The organism is Verrucomicrobium sp. GAS474, from assembly GCF_900105685.1.
Classification (GTDB): domain Bacteria; phylum Verrucomicrobiota; class Verrucomicrobiia; order Methylacidiphilales; family GAS474; genus GAS474.
In genome coordinates this window covers 1,697,469-1,717,118 of the sequence record NZ_LT629781.1, presented here as the reverse complement: position 1 = coordinate 1,717,118, position 19,650 = coordinate 1,697,469, and the positions used below count along the sequence as shown (strand labels likewise).

The window sequence follows — 19,650 nt, the reverse complement described above, 5'->3', positions numbered from 1 at the left end:
GGCGGCGGCTTTTTTGCTGACGTCGCGGAAACCTAGAAGTGGTAGCGGATACCGGCGGTCGCGATGCTCTCGCCCTCGTAGTCGCCACGGTAGTCGAAGCCGCCGAGACCCTGGAACTGAGGATTGATCAGCGCGAGGAATTTATACTCGCCGAAGATCGAGACGCTCTTCGTGATGAAGAAGTCGGTGCCGACCTCGACCTGGGCGACCGGGCAGATCGAGGTCTGGTCGGCCGGGCGGTTGTTCAGGTTGACGTAGGAGCCGGTCTGGGGATAGCTGCTGGCCACCGACGAGTTCTTCAGCTGGACCAGCGCTGCGCCGACGCCCGCGCCGACGTAGGGCCGGAAGCGCCAGACCTGCGCGCGGAGGACGGGATTCACCGTGAGGACATATTCCTCCATGCTGGCGCGGATGTCGGTCTCGTTGACCGCCCGGACGCCCGTGCCGCCGGTGCCGTAGACGGGGCCTTTGCCCTCGTAGGTGTGGCTGCTGTAGAAGAACTCGGCCTCGAAGGAGGGGAGCAGGACGAGCTTCGAGTCCTCGTCGATCTCGGCGGGGCCTTCGCTGCCGAAGCCCGCGCCCTTGCCGAGGCCGGGCCAGGTGTAACCGGCCTTCGCGCCGAAGACGGTCCCCATGTGGGTGCGGGTCGTGTTCCACCACGAGGCGCGGGCGGAGCCGCTCGTGTAGGTTTCCTTGAAATCGCCGGTCTGCATGAAATCGATGCCGCCGAAGACGGCGACTTCGGAGCCGGTCTTCATCGTCCGGGGCTCGGCGCTGGTCTTGAAGGGAGGGGGGGTGAAACCGGGGTAGCTGTTGATCCCTTCGGGGGAGGTCTTCACCGCGCCGAGGGGGTCATTCGCGGGGGGCTGCGTCGAGGTCGTCTGCGCCTGGGCCGGGGCGGCCAGCAACAGCGCGGAAAGGGTGAGCGCCGGAAGGGCGAAGGTGAAGGTGAAGTTTCCCAAAATCGTTTTCATAGCGATTGGAGAAATAACCCTCGGAAAGGGTGATTACAATTAAAAACACGATAAGCAGATAAAATCCCTTACTTGCATTAAGCGTTTATACCTATAAAAAGCCACTTTTCCTGTACCAAGCCCCCTTAAAGAGGGTAGTTCACCAGGGAAATGCGCGGTTTTTACAGCGACGCCGATAAGCCCTTCCATGGTCCCTGCGGGACCGTGAATGACCCGAAGCGAAGGGAATTCGTTCGGCGAAAAGTACGGTGATGACCTGAACGGCCCGCGCTAAAGCGCGACCCACGCGACGAGCAGGAGGACCAGGCCGAAGGCCGAGCCGCCGAGGGAGAGCGCCTTCAGCCGCAGCGGCGTCGCGGTCGCCCACGCGATCGCATCCCGGAGGCGGTAGGGGGAGAAGAAGAGGACGACCCCGACGACCACCCACACATAGGCGACGGTGACGTAGAGGAGCTTCGCCGGTTCGTTGTGAAGGAAGGCGGCGTCGAGGACGACGTCGGCCGCGAGGCACAGCAGGCAGGCGAAGCCGCGGACGGCGAGGTAATCCCGCGCCCAGAGCAGGACGCCGAGGCCGAGGGCGAGGAAGAAGATGAAGATCCCGCTGCGGTAGGAGGAGAACTCCCCGAGGTCGATCGTCGCCACGAGGAAGAGCGTCCAGACATAGGCCGCGCCGAAGAGAAGGAAGCCGAGGGGGACGCTGCGCGGCACCGTCCGCAGCCATTCCGCGGTCGCGACCGGACGGACGATGCCGGGCAGGTGGCCGAGGAGATAGGCGAGGCCGATGACGATGGCGACGGCCTGGAGGCTGAAGGAGTAAATCATGAAAAGGCGACAGTCTGGGCTGAAACCGTGTCGCTTTCAAGCAATGCCGGTTCGGCGTAGGAGGTGTACCCCGTCGTCTCGACGATGCGGACGGGGAGGAGCTGCCCCCGCCACCGCTCGTTCCGCTCGACGATGACGAGGTGGTTTCCCCTCGTCCGGCCCTGGAAGCGGGTCGGGTTGGTCTTGCTCTCCCCCTCGACGAGGATCTCGACGACAGTGCCGATGCGGGCGCGGCTCTTCGCCTTCAGCGGGCCGTCGATCGCCATGAGGAGGTCGTGGTTCCGCGCCGCCTTCACCTCCTCGGAGACCGGGTCGGGGAGCGCCGCGGCGGGGGTATTCGTCCGCGGCGAGTAGCGGAAGACATAGGCGGCGTCGAACCCGGCGGCGAGGGCGACGGCCTTCGTCGCCTCGAAGTCGGCCTCGGTCTCGCCGGGGAAGCCGACGATGATGTCGGTCGAGATCGAGACGTCGGGGATCGCCGCGCGGAGCTTCGCGACGAGGCCGAGGTATTTCTCCGCCGTGTAGCCGCGGTGCATCGCCTTCAGGATCGCGTCGCTCCCCGACTGGAGCGGCATGTGGACCGACTCGCAGATCTGCGGCACGTCGCGGATCGCCTCGATCAGATCGTCGCGGAAGCCGACGGGATGGGGCGAGGTGAAGCGGACCCGGTCGATCCCCGGCACGGCGGCGACGGCGCGGAGGAGCTGGACGAAGGGCGATTGCCCGTCCTTTTTTTCAAATTCGTGCCGCCCGTAGAGATTGACGATCTGGCCGAGGAGGGTCACCTCCCGGACGCCGCCCGCGACGAGGCCCTCGACCTCGCGGACGATCTCGGCGATCGGGCGGCTCCGCTCCGGCCCGCGCGTCGAGGGGACGATGCAGAAGGTGCAGTGCATGTTGCACCCCTGCATGATCGAGACGAAGGCGCTCCGCTGCCCCGGCTCCAGCACGTGATCGCGGATCGCGTTCTGGGAACCGGCCTCGGCCCCGGTGTCGACGACCGGCGACCGCGCCGCCGGGTCGCCGTCGCGCAGCCGGTCGACATGGGCGGCGACCTCGTGGAACTTCTGCGTCCCGACGACGAGGTCGAGGTCGGGGAGGCCGTCGAAGAGCGAGGCGCCCCGGCTCTGCGCCATGCAGCCCATGAGGCCGAGGACGAGGTGGGGCCGCTTCTTCTTGAGGTGGCGGAACTGGCCGATCTTCTCGATCGCCTTCTGCTCCGCCATGTCGCGGACGGAGCAGGTGTTCAGCAGGATGACGTCGGCCTCCTCCTCCGAGGCGGCGACGCTGTATCCCCGGGTGGCGAGGTCGCGGACGACCTGCTCCGAGTCCCGGACGTTCATCTGGCAGCCGTAGGTCTTGACGAAAACGGAAGGCATCGTGGCAGGGCGGGCGAGGCGGTATCCCCCGTTACTCGGGCTCAGATCGCGGCGGGGGCGACGGCCTCGGGCGGGGTCCCGAAGAAGGCGATCGAGGCGCTGTATCCGTGGATGTAGCTGTGGGAGCCGACGGGGCCGATCTCCCCGTTGGCGAAGAACCCGGCGACGGGGAGGCCGGGGAAGGCCCGGTTCAACGCCTTCGCGTCGTGCCCTGGCTGGGCGAAGAGGCTCTGCCCGCGCCCGGTGCAGGTGAAGACGAGGGCGGCAACGGGCGGCTTCCGCTTCACGGCGGGGTCATCGACAGTCCGCTCGAGGGCCTCGTGGAGGTCGTCGGAGGCGGCCTCGGCGTCGCGCAGCTGGTATTGGAGAGTCTGCCCGATCCGGGGATGGGCGGCGATGGCGACGGCCCCGGTGTTCGGGTCGGCCCCGAGGATGCTGCGGACGAGGAAATCGCCCCGCTTGAATTCGTCGACGTACTCGCTCATCGCGAGGCCCGCGAAGAGGTGGCCCCGGGCCTTTTCCTTCTCGTCGTCGGTGAGGGACTGGAAGGCCCCGTCGAGGATCTTGTAGGCGGGCTGGGAGCCGAGGGTGTAGAGGATGTTCTGGTCGGCCCCGGTGATGATCGAGGGCTCCCCGATCGGCTTGCAGCCTTGGGAAACGAGGGTGCGGATCGCGACCTCGCCGCCGAAGCCGACGAGCACCGCGCCGTCGACGACCTTCCCGTCGAGGAAGACCCACGCCTCGTTGGCCGAGCCAAGGCCTGAGCCCGAATCGGAGCCCGAGCCGGGATTGGCGCCCGGCATCTTCGGCCCGCTGGAGAGGCCGCCGAAGACGGGGATGCCGGGGAAGGCCTCGTCCCACTGGGCGAGCCACCGCTCGACGGGGAAATCGAAGGGATCGATGAGGGCCATCCACGCCTTCGCGGCGGCCCCGTCCTTGCCGACGAGGCGCTGCCAGGCGCGGAGGTCGCCCTCGTGGTCCTGCTCCCCGATCTCGGGATCGCGCATCAGCGACGAGGGGAGGTGATAGGCGTGGACCGGGGTCTGCGGCAGGCGGAGGAGGAGGAGGCTGAAGCCAGAGCCCCCCTCCATCTCCTCGCCGACGCCGAGGAGGCTGTGGCCGCTCCCGCCGACGAGGAGGGGGATATGGGCATGGAGGCGGACGACCTCGAGGAAGTCGGCGATGTCGGGAATGTAATCGGGGGTGACGAAGACGATGCCGAGGGTCGGCTCGCCGCCGAGTTCCTCCCGGGCTTCCCGGGCGAGGCGGCGGACGTTGGCTTCGTCATAAGGCCCGGTGCCGAGGCGGGAGGAGGCCGAAGAGACGGAAGAACTCACCCCCCCAGATTGGCGAACGGGGGGCAGCCTTGTCAAACATCGGAGGGGTTGCCGGGTTAGCGGGAGTTTTCAACTCCAGCCACACAGAGAGGAATAATTTCTCCCAAGCGCATCTCTCCCATAGAGCCGTCTCCCAATAGGAGTCTAGGCGTATTGGCCCCGTCTCTCCCTATCGTCCGTACCCTCGGGCGCTCCAGGAACCATCCGATTTTAATCCAGTTCGGAGACAAGGCGCCGCCAAAGTGCGTCCGCCTAGTTCAGGCCCTCAGAACAGGAGGTTCCAGGAGGGGCGAAGCCCCTCTTGGGCTATAAAGCGGGTCGCCTCCAGCTGTACAGGGTCGACCCCGCCAGCCCCGAAGGGCCGCCCCGCTCCGCGGCGCAAAGGACGCGCCCTTCTCTCCAGCGCCCCTACACCAACGGCGGCAATTCCCCCCCCCACAGCGCATCGGCCAGACGGAAGCTCTCCGGCAGAAGGCGATACCCGACATGCCCCTGCGGGAACTCATGATAGTGCGATCCCGCCCACTTCCGATGCAACGCCCGGATCGTCTCGGGCGGGGCGATGCGGTCGTAGCTTCCCGCCAACATCAGCACGTGGCGGGGGTCGAGCCGGGGGGGGACGTGGTAGGGGCAGCAGAGGCGCATGTGGGGGGCGGTACCCGCGCGGGTCACGCCCTGGCGGCCCAGGTGCCAGCGCATCGCGATGCAGGTCGGCGAATCCCAGATGGCGCTTTGGACGTCGAGGATCGGCTCGACCAAAATCAGGCGGCCCATCCGCTCCTCGACGCAGCCGAGGAGGGCCATGATCCACGCGCCGTAGCTCATCCCCCAGCCAACGAAGAACGGCGCGCCCTTCCCCGCCAGCCACTCGACAAGGAGCCGCGTCTCGATGACCGATTGCCGGACCCCCTCGACGGTGCGGACCAGATCGGCGGTGACGGCCAGCTCCCCCGAGGTGATCCAGCCGCGCCGGGGCTTCCGCGCGTAGTGGTAGGGAAGGTGGCAGAAGACGACGTTCCAGCCGAGGGCGTTGAGCCGAGCCGCCTCACGCCGATAGCCGCTATCGCTGACCGACATGAGGCCGTGGCCCATGAGAAGGGTTGGCGCTCCGACCCAACCCGCCGCGCAAGGGAAGAGATCGTAGACGGCGCTATCGTTTTCCTCGTGGAGACCGACGACCGACGCAAGCGGACTTGGAAAGACAAGGCGGGCAGGCCCTGTGCCGAGGGTGATGCGCGAAAGCGCCTCCCGGGAGCGGGCCACTCCCTCCCCCTCAAGCGCGTAGTAAGCATCATGAGAGGCCCCGCTCCAACCGGCGATGTATTCCCCGAGGCGGGCGGCCAGGCCGGGACCGCCATCGTGCCGGAGGTGGAGGGCGTTGATCGCGCCGAAGCTCGCCTCGTCGACCAATCGCGCCCCGGCCCGATGGGCCAAACGCCAGGCCGGGCGGAGGATCGTGCGATGGAGATGGCCGAGCATGGCCCGTTTTTGCTATCGAGAGAGGCAATGTTCAAGCCGAACCGCTCCAACCAGGGGAAGAAAGCCGTCGTGGTCGTCGGCGCGGGCCTCGGCGGGATGGCGGCGGCGCTCCGCCTCGCCTGCGCGGGCCACCGCGTCGAGGTCTGGGAAAAGAACGCCGCGCCGGGCGGGAAACTGCAGGAACGGCGTGAGGCGGGCTTCCGCTGGGACCTCGGCCCCTCGCTCCTGACGATGCCCCACGTCCTCGACGCCCTCTTCGCGACGGCGGGGGAAAAGCGCGAGGATTGGCTGACGCTGGAGCGGCTCCCTTCGGCCTGCCGCTATTTCTGGGGGGACGGGACGACGCTCGACGAGGACGCCCCGTTTTGGGCGCGTCCCGACGTCGCCCGCTTCCTCGCCCATGCGGAGGGGATCGACGCCCTCTCGGGCGAGGCCTTCCTCCACTACCCGCCCGCCGAGTTCTGGCGCGCCTTCACGTGGCGGAACCTCGCCCACCTCCGCCATCTGCCGAAGGTGATGAACTGCCGCACCCTGGAGGAGGAGATCGCCCGCCACATCGCCGACCCGAAGGTCCGCCAGCTCTTCGCCCGCTTCGCGACCTACAACGGCTCCCACCCGGCGCGGACCCCGGCGACGTTCTCGATCATCCCCTACATCGAGGCCCGTTACGGCGCGTGGTATGTGCGCGGCGGCATGGCGGCGATCGGCGCGGCCGTCCACCGGCTCGCCGAGGCCCGGGGCGTCCGCTTCCGCTTCGGCACCGAGGCCCGGTCGTGGAGGAAGGAGGGCGGGGAGCACCTCGTGGAGGACGGCGCGGGGACGGCCTCCCGCTTCGACGCGGTGATCTGCAACCAGGACGTCCTCCAGGCGTCGCAGGGATGGCTCCGCGCGGCGTTCGCCGAAAGGGAGAAGGCGGCGCTCCTCCGGCCCGCCCTCTCCACCTCGGCCCTCGTCGTCACCCTCGGCCTGGCGCGGCGGCTTCCCCACATCGGCCACCACTCGATCTTCTTCTCCTCCGATTACGCCGCCGAGTTCGCCGCGCTCTTCGACCGGAAGACGCTCCCGGAGGAGCCGACGGTCTACCTCGCCTCGACCTGCCGGACCGATCCCGCCGACGCGCCCCCGGGCGGGGAGAACGTCTTCCTCCTCGTCAACGCGCCCGCCGCCTCCGCCCTCTCCCCCGCCGAGACCGAGGCCTATGTCGCGCGGGTCTGCGCCGCCCTGCCGGGACGGTTCCCCCGCCTCGCCCTTCCCGATTTGTGGCGCGAGGCCATCCCCGGAACCCGGCAGATTTTCACCCCCGCCGACTTCGCCCGGCGGGACGGCTCGCGCGGCGGCGCGCTCTACGGATGGGCCTCGCACTCCCTCCGCACGGCCTTCCTCCGGCCCCCGATCTCCCGGCGCGGCGTCGCGAGGCTCCACTTCGTCGGCGGGACGACCCACCCGGGGGGAGGAATCCCGCTTGTGTTACTCTCCGCAAACATGGTAGCGGAGAGGGTCGATTTTTGAGTCGTCCCCCCTCATGAGACCCTGGCATCCCTCCGACCGCTTCTTTTTCCTCCTCTACCTCGCGTGGATCGCCGTCGGCCTCGCCGCCGCCCCGTTCCACGTCACCGAGGCGACGCCGGGGCAATGGCTCTTCCTGCCGGGCTGGGTCCGGGCCTTCGTCGGCTTCTGCATCGCCTGGGGCGACCCCCTCCTCCTCCTGCTGGCGGCGGAGAACACGCGCCGGATCGTGAACAATATCTGGGGCCGCCGGGCCGCGCGGCGCTGGCTCGTCGCCCTCCTCGTCATCCCCTTCGGCCTCGAGGTGATCGGCGTCGTCACCGGCTTCCCCTTCGGCCGCTACGCCTACACGGAGAACCTCGGCCCGCGCCTCGACTTCCTCCCGTTCCTCGGCCTCGTCCCCGTCACGATCCCGCTGGCGTGGTACGTCCTGATCTCGAACGCGCTGATCCTCTGGCGCAGCTTCCTCGCGGGTTTCATCCCCGTGATCGAGGCGGCGATCGTCGCGGGCCTCGTCACCGCGCTCGACTGGTTCATGGAGCCCCTCGCCTCGAAGATCAAGGTCTACTGGATCTGGGGCGGCGACGGCCTCCCCCATTGGCGGAATTACGTCGCGTGGTGGGTGATCAGCTTCATCCTCATCCTCCTCTTCGCGAAGACCCCGGCCCACCAGGACCGCTCCGAACCGCGCCCCTTCCTGATCCTCGGCACGATCGTCCTCTTCTTCGGGGTGACGCGGTGGACCTACGGCATCTGAGGCCGGCGGGAAGGGGGGGGGGGAGGAAAAGTGGGCCGTCTCGGACTCGAACCGAGAACCAAGTGCTTAAAAGGCACCTGCTCTAACCATTGAGCTAACGGCCCAGGACTACGGGAAGAGGGACTCTATAAGAAACTTCGGACCGACTGCCACAAAAAAAAGAGCCCCTCGGATCGAGGGGCCCTTTCTCAAAACGGAAGGAAGCCTAGGCCGTCGCGGCGGCGACTTCGGCCAGGGCGTCGGCGCCGACGACCTTGTCGATGTCGAGAAGGGTCTTCACCTTCCCCTTGATCTTCGCCATGCCGAGGATGTAGTGGGACTGGAGCTTCGCGCCGAAGTTCGGCGTCTCTTCCATGTCGGTGAGGGCGATGTTGATCACTTCCTCGACGGCGTCGACCACCATGCCCATCTGGGTCTTGTCCCCGTTCGGGAGCTCGACCTGGACGACGACGATGCAGGTCCGCTCATTCGTGTCGGCCTTCGCGAGGTGGAAGCGCATGCGGAGGTCGATCACCGGGATGATCTTGCCGCGGAGATTGATGACGCCGCGGATGAAGTCGGGCATCTGGGGGACCGGGGTGATCTCGAGGAGACGGATGATCTCCCGGATCTTCAGGACGGCGATGCCGTAGTATTCCTGCCCGAGGCAGAACGTGAGGTACTTCCCGGCCAGGGAGGCGTTGATTTTGGACGACTTTCCCGTCGCCTCGGCATGTTCTAGAAGGGCTTCGCTCATGGATTGCAATTTCGGTTAGAAACGTTCTGTGAAAGGTTACCCGCCTGTTGGGAGGCTACAATAGACGGTGCGATTCCCACAATAGGAATATTTACTCCCCCCACCGCCGCCAAACCTACCAGCCGCAGGCCGCCAGCGCCGCCACCACCGCCGCCGCGCCAAGGCAGTACCAGCCAAAGTAATGCCACTTCCCCCCCTCCAGCAGGCGGGAGAGGAACTTCAGGGCCAGGAGACCGGCCAGGAAGCTGAAGATCATCCCGGCAAGGCCGGGAAGGAGGAGGTTCGGGAGGTCGGCCAGGCCCGCGCCCGCCTCCCTCTCCGCCTTGAGGAAGCGATGGAGCTCCTTCGCCAGCACCGGCGGCGTCAGCGCCACCGCGAGGGCGAAGCTGAATTCCTCCGCCCGGCGCCGGGTGATCCCGAGGAGGAGGCCGGCCGAGATCGTCGCCCCCGAACGGGAGAAGCCCCGGAACGGGAGGCAGATCCCCTGCATCGCCCCGATCCATCCGGCCGAGGGGAGGGTCACCTCGCCTCCCGCCTCCTCCCCCTGGCCCCGCGTCCGGTAGCCGGAGACAAGGATCACGATCCCCGCCGCCGTCAGCGCCCCGGCGATCAGGGGGAGGCTGGAGAAGAGGTGCTCCAGCTCGCTCTTCGCCCCCCCCGTGGTCGCGACGAGGATCTTTTCGATCACCACCTTCAGGACGCCGCCGACCAGCGCCGTCGCCACCGAGGCGACGACGACGAGGATCACCACCTCCTTGAAGCGGGCCGCGCTGGAGAAGTAGCTCTCCTTCCAGGCCTTCCAGAAATAGAGGATCACCGCCGCCATCGTCCCCGTGTGGAGCATCACCAGGAGGAAGGTCATCGCCGGGGTCGAGGGATCGAGGCCCATCAGCTTCTCGGCCACGATCACGTGGGCGGAGCTGGAGACGGGAAGGAGTTCCGCCGCTCCCTGGATGAGGCCGAGGAACGCGATTTGAAGCCAGGTCGGATACATCGCCCTTGCCTATCAGGGGCGTCGGGAAAAAGCAACCGCCGCCGAGCGATGGTTTCCGTCCCTGTACTTTTTGCTTGGCAAAAGAGAGCCCCCCTCATAGAAACGAACCCCCTATGGCTAAACCCGACCGGAAAAAGCAGGCGCCCAAGAAGGCCGCCAAGCCTGCCCCCGCTCCCAAAGCGAAGAGCACCAAGGCCCCCAAGGGCCCGAAAGCCGCGCCCAAAGCAGCCTCCAAGGTCGCGTCGAAGCCCGGGAAATCGGCCAAGGCCAAGCCTGCCGCCAAGATTTCAGTGAAAAAGGGAGCGGCCAAGGCGGCCAAGCCGACGAAGGCACCCGCCAAGGCACCGAAGCCCGCAAAGAAGATTACGAAGACCGTGCCCAAGCCCACCAAGATTTCCAAGACCCCCGCCAAAGCCCCCGCCGAAAAGGCGAAGGCCCCGGCCAAGCCTGCCGCCAAGCCCGCCAAGAGCGTTCCCGCTCCGGCCCCGGCGGCCCGCACCGCCCCCGCCCCGAAGTTCCCCCCTGCGCCCAGCAGCAACAATTCCCTCCGGCCCGCCCCCGCGAAGCTCCCCGAGGAAACCTCCCGGAAGCACCTCACGGCCGAGTTCCTCGTCCTGCAGAAGCAGCGCCTCGTCGACCTCCGCGACCACCTGCTGAACCAGATGCAGGGCGTGGCCCAGGACACCCTCCGCGTCCGCGCCGAGGGGAGCGAGGCCTCCGCCTTCGGCATGCACCAGGCCGACGCGGGCTCCGACGCCTACGACAAAGATTTCGCGCTCAGCCTCCTTTCCCAGGAGCAGGACGCCCTCTACGAAATTGAGGAGGCCCTGAAGCGGATCGAGGGGACCAACTACGGCATCTGCGAGATGTCGAACAAGGTCATCCCCAAGGTCCGCCTCGAGGCGATCCCCCACGCCCGGTTCACCGTCGAGTGCCAGGCGCAGCTGGAGCGCGAGAACAAGGGCCGTCGCCGTTGGGACACCATCCCTCAGTTCATGGACTCAGCCGAAACGCTGGCCGATGAAGAGGACGACGCCTCCGAAGAGGACGACCGCCGCAAGGAAAAAGATTAAACATCCAGAGAACAGAGACTCCACATGAGCCAGACCAAAGATACCGGTAAAGACGGTAAACGCCGCCGTCGTCCCCCGAAGAAAGTCCACAAGAAGCGGATCGACGTGAACAAGGAAGCCATCGGCTTCACCAACACCGAGACCCTGAAGAAATTCGTCACCGAGAACGGCCGCATCCTCCCGCGCCGCGTCACCGGCATGCCCGCGAAGCTCCACCGGAAACTGACCGGCGAGATCAAGCGCGCCCGGAACGTTCTCCTGGCACGGTAAATCCAACCCCACCACAGGAAAATATTATGTCCCGTCGTTGCTCCATCACCGGAGTGGGCCCCACCAAGGGTCACCACATCCTCCGCAGCGGTAAGGCGAAGAAAAAGGGCGGTATCGGTACCCACGTCACCGCGAATACCCCCCGCATCTTCACGCCGAACCTCCGCGAAAAGCGTGTCTTCGTCCCCGAAATCAACCGCTACGTCTCCGTGAAGCTCTCGGCCCGCGCCCTGAAGACCCTCACGAAGAACGGCCCCTACCAGACCCTCAAGGCGGCCGGCCTGATCTAAGCGGTTCGATAATCCAACTCCACCAAACAAGGAATCCCTATCATGTCCTACAGCGTCAAAAGCAAGAAAAGCGGCAAGACCTTCTTCCTCCACGCCCGCGAGCAGACCCTCCGCGGCGGCACCAAGGTGAAGCTCTATTACTTCGGTTCCGAAGCCAAGGAAGGCGCCATCGACGCCCTCCCCGAAGGCTACATGGTGAGCGAGAACGAGCGCACCGGCCTCCCGATCCTCAAGAAGAAGGCGAAGGCCGCCTAAGCTTCGGCTTTCGCTTCCGAGCCTCTTTCAAAGCCCCGTTCCGGTTCGCCGGAACGGGGTTTTTGTTTTTCGTTTATAGCCCGATGTTTCCTAATTTTACTTAGTCCCCCCTCTCCCGAGGGAATTGGCTTGCAAGGCTTTGGGAAAGATTTAGTCCTCAGTTACCCAGATGAAGGACGCCCCCTTTCAACCCGATCAGGAAGCGACCATGGTCGCCACCCTCCGGCAGGTCTCCTTCTTCAGCCATCTGGAAGACCGCCATATCGTCGAAATCTTCAAGATGAGCCGCCTCCGCCAGTTCGAGCGGGGCGAGGTCGTCATCCCCGAGGGGGTCTACGACAGCTTCGTCTACATCCTCCTCACCGGTGAAGTCGAGGTGCGGAAAAACGGCGCCTCCATCAGCCGCCTCCACACCACCGGCGACATCTTCGGCGAGCTCGCCATCATCAACTACGAGCCCCGCTCCGCCAGCGTCGTCGCCATGACGCTGACCTCGTGCCTCGCCATCGACGCCGCCTTCCTCGACACCCTCCTCCCCCATGACCGGGACACGATCTACGCCGTGGTCTACAAGCTCTTCGCCGAGATCGTCGCCAACCGCCTCCGCGCCACCAGCAACGAGCTGGCCGCCGTCCGCGAGGAGAACTTCGAGCTCCGGCTGAAGCTGGCGAAGTACCAACGCTGAGGGGGGAGCTTCCCTCCCCTACTCCAGGTCCTTCCGGAACCGCGCGGTGAAGGAGAAGAGCGATCCCTTTCCGGGCTCGCTCCTCACCCCGATCTCCCCCTCCATCAGCTCGACGAGGTTCTTCGAGATCGCCAGGCCGAGCCCCGCGCCGCCGTGGGAGCGGGTCGGCGAATCGTCGGCCTGGGAGAACGGCTTGAAGAGCAGCGGGAAGGCCTCCTTCGCGATGCCGGGGCCGGAGTCCTCCACCTCGAAGCGGAGACGGACCCGGTCGGCCTCCTCGTTCTCGACCATGGCGCGGATGATCACGCGGCCCCGGTCGGAGAACTTCAGCCCGTTCCCCGCGAGGTTCAGCAGCACCTGCCGCAGGCGGAGAGCGTCCCCGAGCAGGGGCGACGGCAGCGCGGGGCAGACGAGGAAGAGCGCGATGTTCTTCTTCGCCGCCGTCGGGGAGAGGGTCGAGACGACCTCCTCGAGGGAGGCCCGGACGTCGAACGGTTCCTCGGCCATCGAGATGCGGCCCGCCTGGCTCTTGGCGAAGTCGAGGATGTCGGTCACGAGGCGCTGGAGGGACTCCCCGCAGTTCGTCATGATCCGGACGTAATCGGTCTGCTCCGCGTCGATCTCGGTCGTCTCCAGGAGGTTCGCCGCGCCCAGGATGCCGTTGAGCGGCGTCCGCAGCTCGTGGGTCATGACGGCGAGGAACGACGTCTTCGAGCGGTTCGCCGTCTCGGCCTCGCGCGCCATCCGGTCGGCGGTCTCGATCGCCTCGAGGAGGGTCCGCTCGTCGCGCTTCCGCTCGCTGACGTCGCGGCCGCTGGCGAAGAGGAGTTCCGAGTGGAGGTCGGCGACGACGGTCCACGAGAGGACGCGCTCGATCTCGCCCCCCCCGGGCACGCCGGGAAGCTGCCGCCACCGGATCTCGGCGATGCGGCTGTCGGCGGCCGGATGGAAGTGGCTTCGGCTGAGGGGAAGGTCGGAAGGGTCGGCGAGGTCGTGGATCGAGGAGCGCGTCGCCTCCTCGCCCGTGAGGTTGTTGTAGCGGAGGAACGAGGGATTCGCCCGGACGATCCGCCCGTCGAAGCGGAGGACGCAGAAGAGGTCGGGGACGAGGGTGAAGAACCGGTCGCGCTCGCGCTCGGCCCGCTGCTGCTCGGTGACGTCGATCGACATGCTGCAGACCGCATGGGGGACGCCGTGGGGGTCGAGGAGGGGGAACTTCGTCGTCGAATAGTGGAGGATGCCGGTCCGGGTCGTGAAGGTCTCGGCGACCGTGAGGGGCCGCCGCGTCGAGAGGACGAGGGCGTCGATCCCCGCCACGTCGCCCTCGGCGGCCTCGGGCCGGGGCTCGCCGGAGTGGAAGATCTCCCGGTCGGTCCGTCCGATGAGGCTCTTCACGCGGTGGCCGAAGGAAAGCTCCGCCGCCGGATTGACGAGGAGGTAGCGGCCCTGGAGGTCCTTGATCGTGATCGGGAGCGGGGAATGGCGGAGGAGGGACTGGAGCCGGGCCTCGCTCTCGGTGAGGCGGACGATGAGGTTCCGCCGCTCCTCGAAGATCATCCCGATGCAGAGGGAGATCGCCGTGATGATCGAGACGTAGGCGGTGGTCGAGATCCCCTGGTCGAGGATCTGGCCGTTGAAGAGGAAGTGGCCCTCGCGCGCGGCGACGAGGGTGAAGACAGCCCGGATGAGGCAGAAGAACGAGGCCCCCCGGAAACCGAAGCGGACCGCGCCCCAGACGAGGAAGGCGAAGAGGGTGAAGGTGTAGAAGGAGGCGAGAAGATGGCTCCCCCACGGATTGAAGAGGGTGACGAGGGAGACCATCGGGACCCCCGCGTAGATGGCGATTTCCTCGAGGAGGAGGAAGGGGCGGCGGCGGGCATGGCGGAGGAGGCCGCCGAGGGGCGAGGGATGGGAGAAATGGCGGAGGAGGACGGGGGTGAGCAGGATGACCCCGACCGACTGCTGGCTGAACCAGAGGACGAAGAGACGGACGGTATCGAGGTCGGCCGGGGGCATGTGCCAGCCGCAGCCGAGAAGGAAGAGGAGCCAGAGGAAGGAACCGGCCCCGGCGACGAGGAAGCTGTGGAGGAGGATCGGAACGAGATCGCCGATGCGGGTGAGGAAGAATTGGATCGGATCGAGGCGGCGGCGGAGGGCGACGGCGGAGAGGCCCGGCAGGCCGAGCGTGAGGAGGGCGAGGAAGGCCTGCACCAGGCGCGGATCGACCGGGACGGGGATGGGATGGGGGTTGTTCCACAGCCCGAGGACGACGCCGACGAAGAGGCCCGGCAGGGCGGCCCAGCCGTCGAGCAGGAAGAAGGCGAGCGCGACGCCGTAGGCGGCCCACCCGCACGGGGCGAGGGGGGCCTGGTAGAGGAACTGTTCCGAACCGGCGAAGGCGAGGTAGACGAGGACGGCGGGCAGGAACCGGAAACGGAACAGGAAGGCGAGGCGCGAGGTGGGGGTAGCCTCCCGAGGGGTGCCGAAGAGACGGAGCGTGTCGGAAAAAGAACCCACGATGAAGCGCGCCTGGATCGTTACCGCTGCGACTGTTGCTGTGGCAAAGACGGTGTTGCCGTACTAGCAGCCCAAGCAGGAGACCGTCGAGGAATATACAGGGGGGCGAGCGAAGAGGACGCGCGGCCTCAGAACGCCCGCGCCGCCGCCAGCTTCGCCAGCGCCCCGCCGTCGTCGATCGTCTTCCGCGCGATCGCCTGCCCTTCCCCGGCGTTCTTCGCCCGTCCCGCCACGACGAGGGCGAGGCCCGCGTTGGCGACGATCAGCGAGCGGGCGAGGACGCTTTTCTCGACCTCGGCGGCGGGCCGCTGCGGGATCGGCGTCAGGAGCGCCTCGATCCAGGCGGCGCTCTCCCGCGCGCTGGCGATGAAGAACGGCTTCAGCGCCTCGGCGGTCGGCGCGGAGGCGAACTGGAGGAAGAAATCGCGGACGACGCCGGGGACGACGCCCTCGCTCATCCCGATGAGGTTCTCCCCCGTCGGGCTCGCCTCGCCGATCGGCGTCCCGCCGACGCAGCCGCGGACGACGGCGTACCGGGCGCAGCCGGCGAGACGGAGGGCCTCCGCATAGAGCGGGACGTGTTCCTCGCGGAAGACGCCGACGAGGCGGCAGCCGGGCCGGGCCGGGTTCAGGAGGGGGCCAAGGAGATTGAAGATCGTCCGACGCCCCTCGAGCGCCAGCTCCTTCCGCACCGCGCCGAGGACGGCGAAGGTCGAGTGGTAGCGCGGCGCGTGGAGGTAGGCGAAGCCGAGCCGCTCGAGCGAGGTTCCGACCTCGTCCGGGGAGAGTTCGAGGAGCCGCCCGAGACCGAGGGCGTCGATGACGTCGGAGCTGCCCGACGGCTTCGTCACTCCGCGATTCCCATGCTTCACCACCGGGACCCCGGCGGCGGCGAGGACGAAGAGGGCCGCCGTCGAGACGTTGAAGAGGGGCAACCCGCCCCCGCCGGTGCCGCAGCAATCGAGGAGGGCGGCGGTCTCCCGGAACGCGGGGAGCGGGAGGGCGCGGGGAAGGAGGGCGGCGGCGAAGGCGGCGAGCTCGGCGGGGGTCTCGCCCTTGTCGGTGAGGGCGCGGAGGAAGGCCTTCTTCGCCTCGTCCCCTCCCTCGACGGGCGGGGAGAGGAGGGCCTCGGCGGCGGCGGCGACCTCGGGCCCCGTCAGTTCGCGCCCGGCGCGGAGGGCCGTCGCCAGGTCGGAGAGGAGCGGCTCCCGGGAAAAGCCTGCACTCATCCCCTCACGCCCCCTTGTCGTCGCGGTATTCCTCGAAGCGGCTCTTCTCGATGCCCTTCATGTAGGCCTCCTCGCCGGAGATGAGGCCGTCCTTCATGGCGTTGAAGATCGCGTCGTCCATCAGCTGCATGCCGTCGAGGCCGCCGGTCTTGATGACGTCGGTGAGCTTCACCGTCGCGCCCTCGCGGATGATCGCGCCGACGGCGGGGGTCGCCACCAGGATCTCGTTCAGCGCCAGCCGCCCCTTGCCGTCCTTCCTCTTGAAGAGGAGCTGGGCGCAGACGCCGCGGAGGGAGTTCGAGAGCATCGTCCGGATCTGGGACTGCTGGTCGGAGGGGAAGGCGTCGATGATACGGTCGATCGTCTTGCGGGCGTTGTTCGTGTGGAGCGTGCCGAAGACGAGGAGGCCGGTCTCCGCCGCCGTGAGGGCGAGGGAGATCGTCTCCAGGTCGCGCATTTCGCCGACGAGGATGACGTCGGCGTCCTCGCGGAGGGCGGCCTTCAGGCCGGTGGAGAAGGAGGGAGTCTCCGAGGGGACCTCGCGCTGGGTGATGATGCTCGTCTTGTTCGGGTGGACGAACTCGATCGGCTCCTCGATCGTCACGATGTGCTTCGTGTAGGTCGAGTTGATGTAGTCGATGACGGCGGCGAGGGTCGTCGACTTGCCCGAGCCGGTCGGCCCCGTGACGAGGACGAGGCCGCTCTTGAGGTCGCCGAAGGACTGGATGATCTCGGGGACGCCGAGGTCGGCGATGGTCTTGATCTTCGTCGGGATGATGCGGAAGACCGCGCCGTAGCCGTGGAGCTGCTTGTAGTAGTTGCAGCGGAAGCGGGCGTCGACGCCCATCTCGTAGGCGAAGTCGAGGTCGCCGTGCTTCGTGAACTTCTGCCACGAGGCGGGCTTCGCGATCGGCTGGAGGAGGGAGGTCATCTCCGCGTGGTCGAGGACGCCCTCGCGGATCGCCCGGATCTCGCCGTGGCGGCGGATCTTCGGCGGCTGGCCCTCGAGGAGGTGGAGGTCGGAACCGCCGTCGCGGATCAGTTCCTCGAAAAAGGCGTGGATGGGATGGCTCATCGCAGTGGGTTCGGTCGTCGGTGAATGGGTTCGATCCCGCTTCGCTTCTACTGGCGGCGGGCCAGCTCCTGGGCGAAGGCCTTCTTGTTGTCGGCCCGGTTGTAGGCTTCCTCGGCGGTGATGTCCCCCTTGTCGAGGAGCTTCAGCAGGACGTCGTCCATCAGCTGCATCCCCTGCTTCACCCCGGTCTGGATGACGCCGGGGAGCATGAAGGTCTTCGACTCGCGGATCAGGTTCCCGACGGCGGGATTGTTCAGCATGATCTCGAGGGCGGCGACGCGGCCCGTGCCGTCGGCCTTCGGGATGAGCTGCTGGCAGACGATGCCCCGGATCGACTCGCTGACCATGGTGCGGATCTGGGACTGCTGCTCGATCGGGAAGACGTCGAGGAGGCGGTCGAGGGTGCGGGCGGCGCTCCCGGTATGGAGGGTACCGAGGACGAGGTGGCCCGTCTCCGACGCGGTGATGGCGAGCTGGATCGTCTCCAGGTCGCGCATTTCCCCGATCATGATGACGTCGGGATCCTCGCGGAGGGCGGCGCGGAGGGCGGTGCCGAAGGAATCGGTGTTCGTGTGGACCTCCCGCTGGGAGACCTGGCAGCCCTGGGGCTCGAAGACGTACTCGATCGGGTCCTCGAGGGTGAGGATGTGGTCGTGCCGGGTCCGGTTGATCTCGTCGATCATCGCGGCGAGGGTCGTCGACTTGCCGCTGCCGACGGGGCCGGTGACGAGGATGAGGCCGTTGTGGAACTTCGTGAGGCTGCGGAGCGCCTCGGGCATGCCGAGGGAATCGAGGGTCGGGACCTTCGAGTTGATGAGGCGGAAGATCAGCTCCCAGCCGCGCCGCTGCCGGACGACGCTGGTGCGAAACCGGGAGATCCCCGCCGCCTCGTAGCAGAACTCGACCGAGCCGTGCCCCTCGACCTCGTGGGCCTGCTTCGGCGTGAGGAAGGCGCGGCCCATCGCCTCGGTCTCCCGGGGGGTGAGGGCGGGGGCCCCGGCGCGGAGCGGGACGAGGGCGCCGCGGTACCGCATCGTCGGGGCGAAGTCGGGGCCGAGGTGGATGTCGGAGGCGCCGATGGCCTGGGCCTCGGCGAGGAAGGCGAGGAGCTGTTTTCCCGCTTCGGAATCTACATTGGAAGCCGTAGCCCCGTGGCCCTGGGCCGGATCGTGGCTGAGGGAGGGTTCCGCATCGGCCCCGGCGTGGGAATGGAGGCCGGGGACGGGCTGGTGGAGGACCTCCTGGTAGAACCACTTCCGGTGGGGCTCGTCGATGATCTGCTGCTCGTAGAGCACCTCCACTGCGGAGAGGCCGGGCATCGTGGCCAGCATCGAGGAGACCGACTGCTTCTGCTCCGGGGTGATGACGCCGTAGGTGACGGCGGTATCGAGGACGTATTCGTTATATTCGGCGGCCATGTTAACAAAAAAACGGAAGGGCTATCGTGCCATCGGCCCTTCTGGGGCGCAAGTGTCGATTCTGCTCGCAATGGCACCGTCCCCGCCTTCCTTCACCGCCTGTACCTTTGCCTTTTGAAATTGACAGATTGGTGACGATTTGCCAATTTCATCACCCCGATCATGCCGACCCAGTCCATTCCTCCCCGCCGCTCGACGAAGGAAGAAATGCGCCTTCGCATCATGACCACCGCCGACGCCCTCTGCCGGACCCTGGGCTACGGCAAGATGACCGTCGCCGACATCGCCTCGGAGATCGGCATCTCCCCGGCCTACGTCTATAAATTCTTTTCCTCGAAGCAATCGATCATCGAGGCCTGCGCCGACCAGCGGCTCATCGAGAAAAAGGAACGGATCCTCCACGCCTCCCGCCAGAAGGCACGCTCCATCGACCGCCTGGAGGCCGTTCTGAAAACGACCCATCAGATTCATGTCGAACGGTTTAAGAGCGACAAGAACATGTTCAGCCTCATCATCGCCGCCCACCAGGAGAAATGGGCCTGCATCCGCTATTTCCGCGAGTTCCTCCTGAAGCTGATCACCGATATCGTCGAGGAAGGGGTCCGCAGGAAGGAATTCCGCCCCGCCGACCCCCTCGACACCGCCCGCGTCCTTCTCGACTCCTTCGCCTGGATCACCCACCCCCTCCTCTTCCAGGACCTCGAGGACCGGGGCATCGAAGAGCGGATCCGCGCCCAGCTCCGCCTCCTCGAAAAGGCCCTGACTTAACGCCTTGCCAGCTTTTTACGTATTTGATGAAGTAACGAAACTGAAACCTTTTCACTTTCAAACCGTCTTCCGGAATTGTAGTACGC

Annotated in this window: 19 protein-coding genes and 1 tRNA gene; 8 read left to right on the top strand and 12 right to left on the bottom strand. The window is 66.9% G+C overall.

Annotated elements, in window-relative coordinates:
- Positions 1-32: 32 nt before the first annotated feature.
- From BLU04_RS07120 to BLU04_RS16370, 5 genes are all read right to left on the bottom strand, one after another.
- The gene (locus BLU04_RS07120) at positions 33-974 is read right to left on the bottom strand and encodes a hypothetical protein (RefSeq protein ID WP_093283996.1); all 942 of its coding nucleotides are present in this window, start codon (positions 972-974) and stop codon (positions 33-35) included.
- Between the two features lie 270 nt (positions 975-1,244).
- Complete coding sequence (locus tag BLU04_RS07115) at positions 1,245-1,796, bottom strand: hypothetical protein (RefSeq protein ID WP_093283993.1); 552 nt, start codon at positions 1,794-1,796, stop codon at positions 1,245-1,247.
- Complete coding sequence (miaB, locus tag BLU04_RS07110; RefSeq protein ID WP_093283991.1) at positions 1,793-3,175, bottom strand: tRNA (N6-isopentenyl adenosine(37)-C2)-methylthiotransferase MiaB; 1,383 nt, start codon at positions 3,173-3,175, stop codon at positions 1,793-1,795. Before miaB ends, BLU04_RS07115 begins: the two co-directional genes overlap by 4 nt.
- A gap of 41 nt (positions 3,176-3,216) precedes the next feature.
- Positions 3,217-4,512: an FIST N-terminal domain-containing protein gene (locus tag BLU04_RS07105; RefSeq protein WP_162274652.1), complete on the bottom strand. Its 1,296-nt coding sequence runs from the start codon at positions 4,510-4,512 to the stop codon at positions 3,217-3,219.
- 408 nt (positions 4,513-4,920) lie between these two features.
- Positions 4,921-5,991 (bottom strand): hypothetical protein, encoded by a 1,071-nt coding sequence (locus tag BLU04_RS16370; protein WP_157895183.1) that lies wholly within the window; start codon positions 5,989-5,991, stop codon positions 4,921-4,923.
- A 27-nt stretch (positions 5,992-6,018) separates the two neighbouring features.
- Here BLU04_RS16370 and crtI point away from each other — a divergent pair, with 27 nt between their 5' ends.
- Positions 6,019-7,500, top strand: coding sequence for a phytoene desaturase family protein (gene crtI / locus BLU04_RS16365; RefSeq protein ID WP_157895182.1), 1,482 nt, complete (start codon positions 6,019-6,021; stop codon positions 7,498-7,500).
- A gap of 13 nt (positions 7,501-7,513) precedes the next feature.
- The gene (locus BLU04_RS07095) at positions 7,514-8,254 is read left to right on the top strand and encodes a carotenoid biosynthesis protein (RefSeq protein WP_093283983.1); all 741 of its coding nucleotides are present in this window, start codon (positions 7,514-7,516) and stop codon (positions 8,252-8,254) included.
- Between the two features lie 31 nt (positions 8,255-8,285).
- Here the strand turns inward: BLU04_RS07095 and BLU04_RS07090 are convergent.
- From BLU04_RS07090 to BLU04_RS07080, 3 genes are all read right to left on the bottom strand, one after another.
- Positions 8,286-8,358: transfer RNA gene (locus tag BLU04_RS07090), tRNA-Lys, on the bottom strand.
- A 101-nt stretch (positions 8,359-8,459) separates the two neighbouring features.
- Positions 8,460-8,990 carry a chemotaxis protein CheW gene (locus tag BLU04_RS07085; RefSeq protein WP_093283981.1) on the bottom strand — a complete coding sequence of 177 codons (531 nt, stop codon included), beginning with the start codon at positions 8,988-8,990 and terminating at the stop codon, positions 8,460-8,462.
- Between the two features lie 115 nt (positions 8,991-9,105).
- Entirely contained in the window at positions 9,106-9,984 is an 879-nt protein-coding gene (locus BLU04_RS07080) for an undecaprenyl-diphosphate phosphatase (protein WP_093283978.1), read from the bottom strand.
- A gap of 113 nt (positions 9,985-10,097) precedes the next feature.
- Here BLU04_RS07080 and BLU04_RS07075 point away from each other — a divergent pair, with 113 nt between their 5' ends.
- The 5 genes from BLU04_RS07075 to BLU04_RS07055 all read left to right on the top strand — a co-directional run bounded on the left by BLU04_RS07075 (position 10,098) and on the right by BLU04_RS07055 (position 12,557).
- Positions 10,098-11,057, top strand: a complete 960-nt coding sequence (locus tag BLU04_RS07075) for a TraR/DksA C4-type zinc finger protein (RefSeq protein ID WP_197673055.1) — start codon at positions 10,098-10,100, stop codon at positions 11,055-11,057.
- 24 nt (positions 11,058-11,081) lie between these two features.
- Positions 11,082-11,327, top strand: a complete 246-nt coding sequence (gene rpsR / locus BLU04_RS07070) for a 30S ribosomal protein S18 (RefSeq protein ID WP_093283976.1) — start codon at positions 11,082-11,084, stop codon at positions 11,325-11,327.
- Between the two features lie 26 nt (positions 11,328-11,353).
- Positions 11,354-11,617: a 50S ribosomal protein L28 gene (gene rpmB, locus BLU04_RS07065; RefSeq protein WP_093283973.1), complete on the top strand. Its 264-nt coding sequence runs from the start codon at positions 11,354-11,356 to the stop codon at positions 11,615-11,617.
- Positions 11,618-11,659: 42 nt separating this feature from the next.
- Positions 11,660-11,872: a hypothetical protein gene (locus BLU04_RS07060; protein WP_093283971.1), complete on the top strand. Its 213-nt coding sequence runs from the start codon at positions 11,660-11,662 to the stop codon at positions 11,870-11,872.
- A gap of 208 nt (positions 11,873-12,080) precedes the next feature.
- Complete coding sequence (locus tag BLU04_RS07055) at positions 12,081-12,557, top strand: cyclic nucleotide-binding domain-containing protein (protein ID WP_157895181.1); 477 nt, start codon at positions 12,081-12,083, stop codon at positions 12,555-12,557.
- Positions 12,558-12,575: 18 nt separating this feature from the next.
- Here BLU04_RS07055 and BLU04_RS07050 read toward each other — a convergent pair whose 3' ends face one another.
- The 4 genes from BLU04_RS07050 to BLU04_RS07035 form a co-directional block, all read right to left on the bottom strand.
- On the bottom strand, positions 12,576-15,074 hold the full coding sequence (locus tag BLU04_RS07050; protein ID WP_093283966.1) for an ATP-binding protein: 2,499 nt from the start codon (positions 15,072-15,074) through the stop codon (positions 12,576-12,578).
- Between the two features lie 128 nt (positions 15,075-15,202).
- The gene (gene trpD, locus BLU04_RS07045; protein ID WP_093283963.1) at positions 15,203-16,303 is read right to left on the bottom strand and encodes an anthranilate phosphoribosyltransferase; all 1,101 of its coding nucleotides are present in this window, start codon (positions 16,301-16,303) and stop codon (positions 15,203-15,205) included.
- A gap of 4 nt (positions 16,304-16,307) precedes the next feature.
- Positions 16,308-17,378, bottom strand: a complete 1,071-nt coding sequence (locus BLU04_RS07040) for a type IV pilus twitching motility protein PilT (protein WP_093283961.1) — start codon at positions 17,376-17,378, stop codon at positions 16,308-16,310.
- Positions 17,379-17,425: 47 nt separating this feature from the next.
- On the bottom strand, positions 17,426-18,796 hold the full coding sequence (locus BLU04_RS07035) for a type IV pilus twitching motility protein PilT (protein ID WP_231964908.1): 1,371 nt from the start codon (positions 18,794-18,796) through the stop codon (positions 17,426-17,428).
- A gap of 162 nt (positions 18,797-18,958) precedes the next feature.
- Between BLU04_RS07035 and BLU04_RS07030 the strand changes: the two genes are divergently transcribed.
- A complete protein-coding gene (locus tag BLU04_RS07030; RefSeq protein WP_093283958.1) occupies positions 18,959-19,564 on the top strand; it encodes a TetR/AcrR family transcriptional regulator in 606 nt (201 codons plus the stop codon).
- Positions 19,565-19,650 lie beyond the last annotated feature (86 nt).

Excerpts from the sequence above, each read along its gene's own strand:
- rpmB (WP_093283973.1), top strand. The coding sequence starts at position 11,354 with ATGTCCCGTCGTTGCTCCATCACCGGAGTGGGCCCCACCAAGGGTCAC.
- BLU04_RS07120 (WP_093283996.1), bottom strand. The coding sequence starts at position 974 with ATGAAAACGATTTTGGGAAACTTCACCTTCACCTTCGCCCTTCCGGCG.
- crtI (WP_157895182.1), top strand. The coding sequence starts at position 6,019 with ATGTTCAAGCCGAACCGCTCCAACCAGGGGAAGAAAGCCGTCGTGGTC.
- BLU04_RS07075 (WP_197673055.1), top strand. The coding sequence starts at position 10,098 with ATGGCTAAACCCGACCGGAAAAAGCAGGCGCCCAAGAAGGCCGCCAAG.
- BLU04_RS07095 (WP_093283983.1), top strand. The coding sequence starts at position 7,514 with ATGAGACCCTGGCATCCCTCCGACCGCTTCTTTTTCCTCCTCTACCTC.
- BLU04_RS07040 (WP_093283961.1), bottom strand. The coding sequence starts at position 17,378 with ATGAGCCATCCCATCCACGCCTTTTTCGAGGAACTGATCCGCGACGGC.
- miaB (WP_093283991.1), bottom strand. The coding sequence starts at position 3,175 with ATGCCTTCCGTTTTCGTCAAGACCTACGGCTGCCAGATGAACGTCCGG.
- BLU04_RS07115 (WP_093283993.1), bottom strand. The coding sequence starts at position 1,796 with ATGATTTACTCCTTCAGCCTCCAGGCCGTCGCCATCGTCATCGGCCTC.
- BLU04_RS07035 (WP_231964908.1), bottom strand. The coding sequence starts at position 18,796 with ATGGCCGCCGAATATAACGAATACGTCCTCGATACCGCCGTCACCTAC.
- BLU04_RS07085 (WP_093283981.1), bottom strand. The coding sequence starts at position 8,990 with ATGAGCGAAGCCCTTCTAGAACATGCCGAGGCGACGGGAAAGTCGTCC.
- BLU04_RS07060 (WP_093283971.1), top strand. The coding sequence starts at position 11,660 with ATGTCCTACAGCGTCAAAAGCAAGAAAAGCGGCAAGACCTTCTTCCTC.
- trpD (WP_093283963.1), bottom strand. The coding sequence starts at position 16,303 with ATGAGTGCAGGCTTTTCCCGGGAGCCGCTCCTCTCCGACCTGGCGACG.
- BLU04_RS07055 (WP_157895181.1), top strand. The coding sequence starts at position 12,081 with ATGGTCGCCACCCTCCGGCAGGTCTCCTTCTTCAGCCATCTGGAAGAC.
- BLU04_RS07080 (WP_093283978.1), bottom strand. The coding sequence starts at position 9,984 with ATGTATCCGACCTGGCTTCAAATCGCGTTCCTCGGCCTCATCCAGGGA.
- BLU04_RS16370 (WP_157895183.1), bottom strand. The coding sequence starts at position 5,991 with ATGCTCGGCCATCTCCATCGCACGATCCTCCGCCCGGCCTGGCGTTTG.
- BLU04_RS07030 (WP_093283958.1), top strand. The coding sequence starts at position 18,959 with ATGCCGACCCAGTCCATTCCTCCCCGCCGCTCGACGAAGGAAGAAATG.
- rpsR (WP_093283976.1), top strand. The coding sequence starts at position 11,082 with ATGAGCCAGACCAAAGATACCGGTAAAGACGGTAAACGCCGCCGTCGT.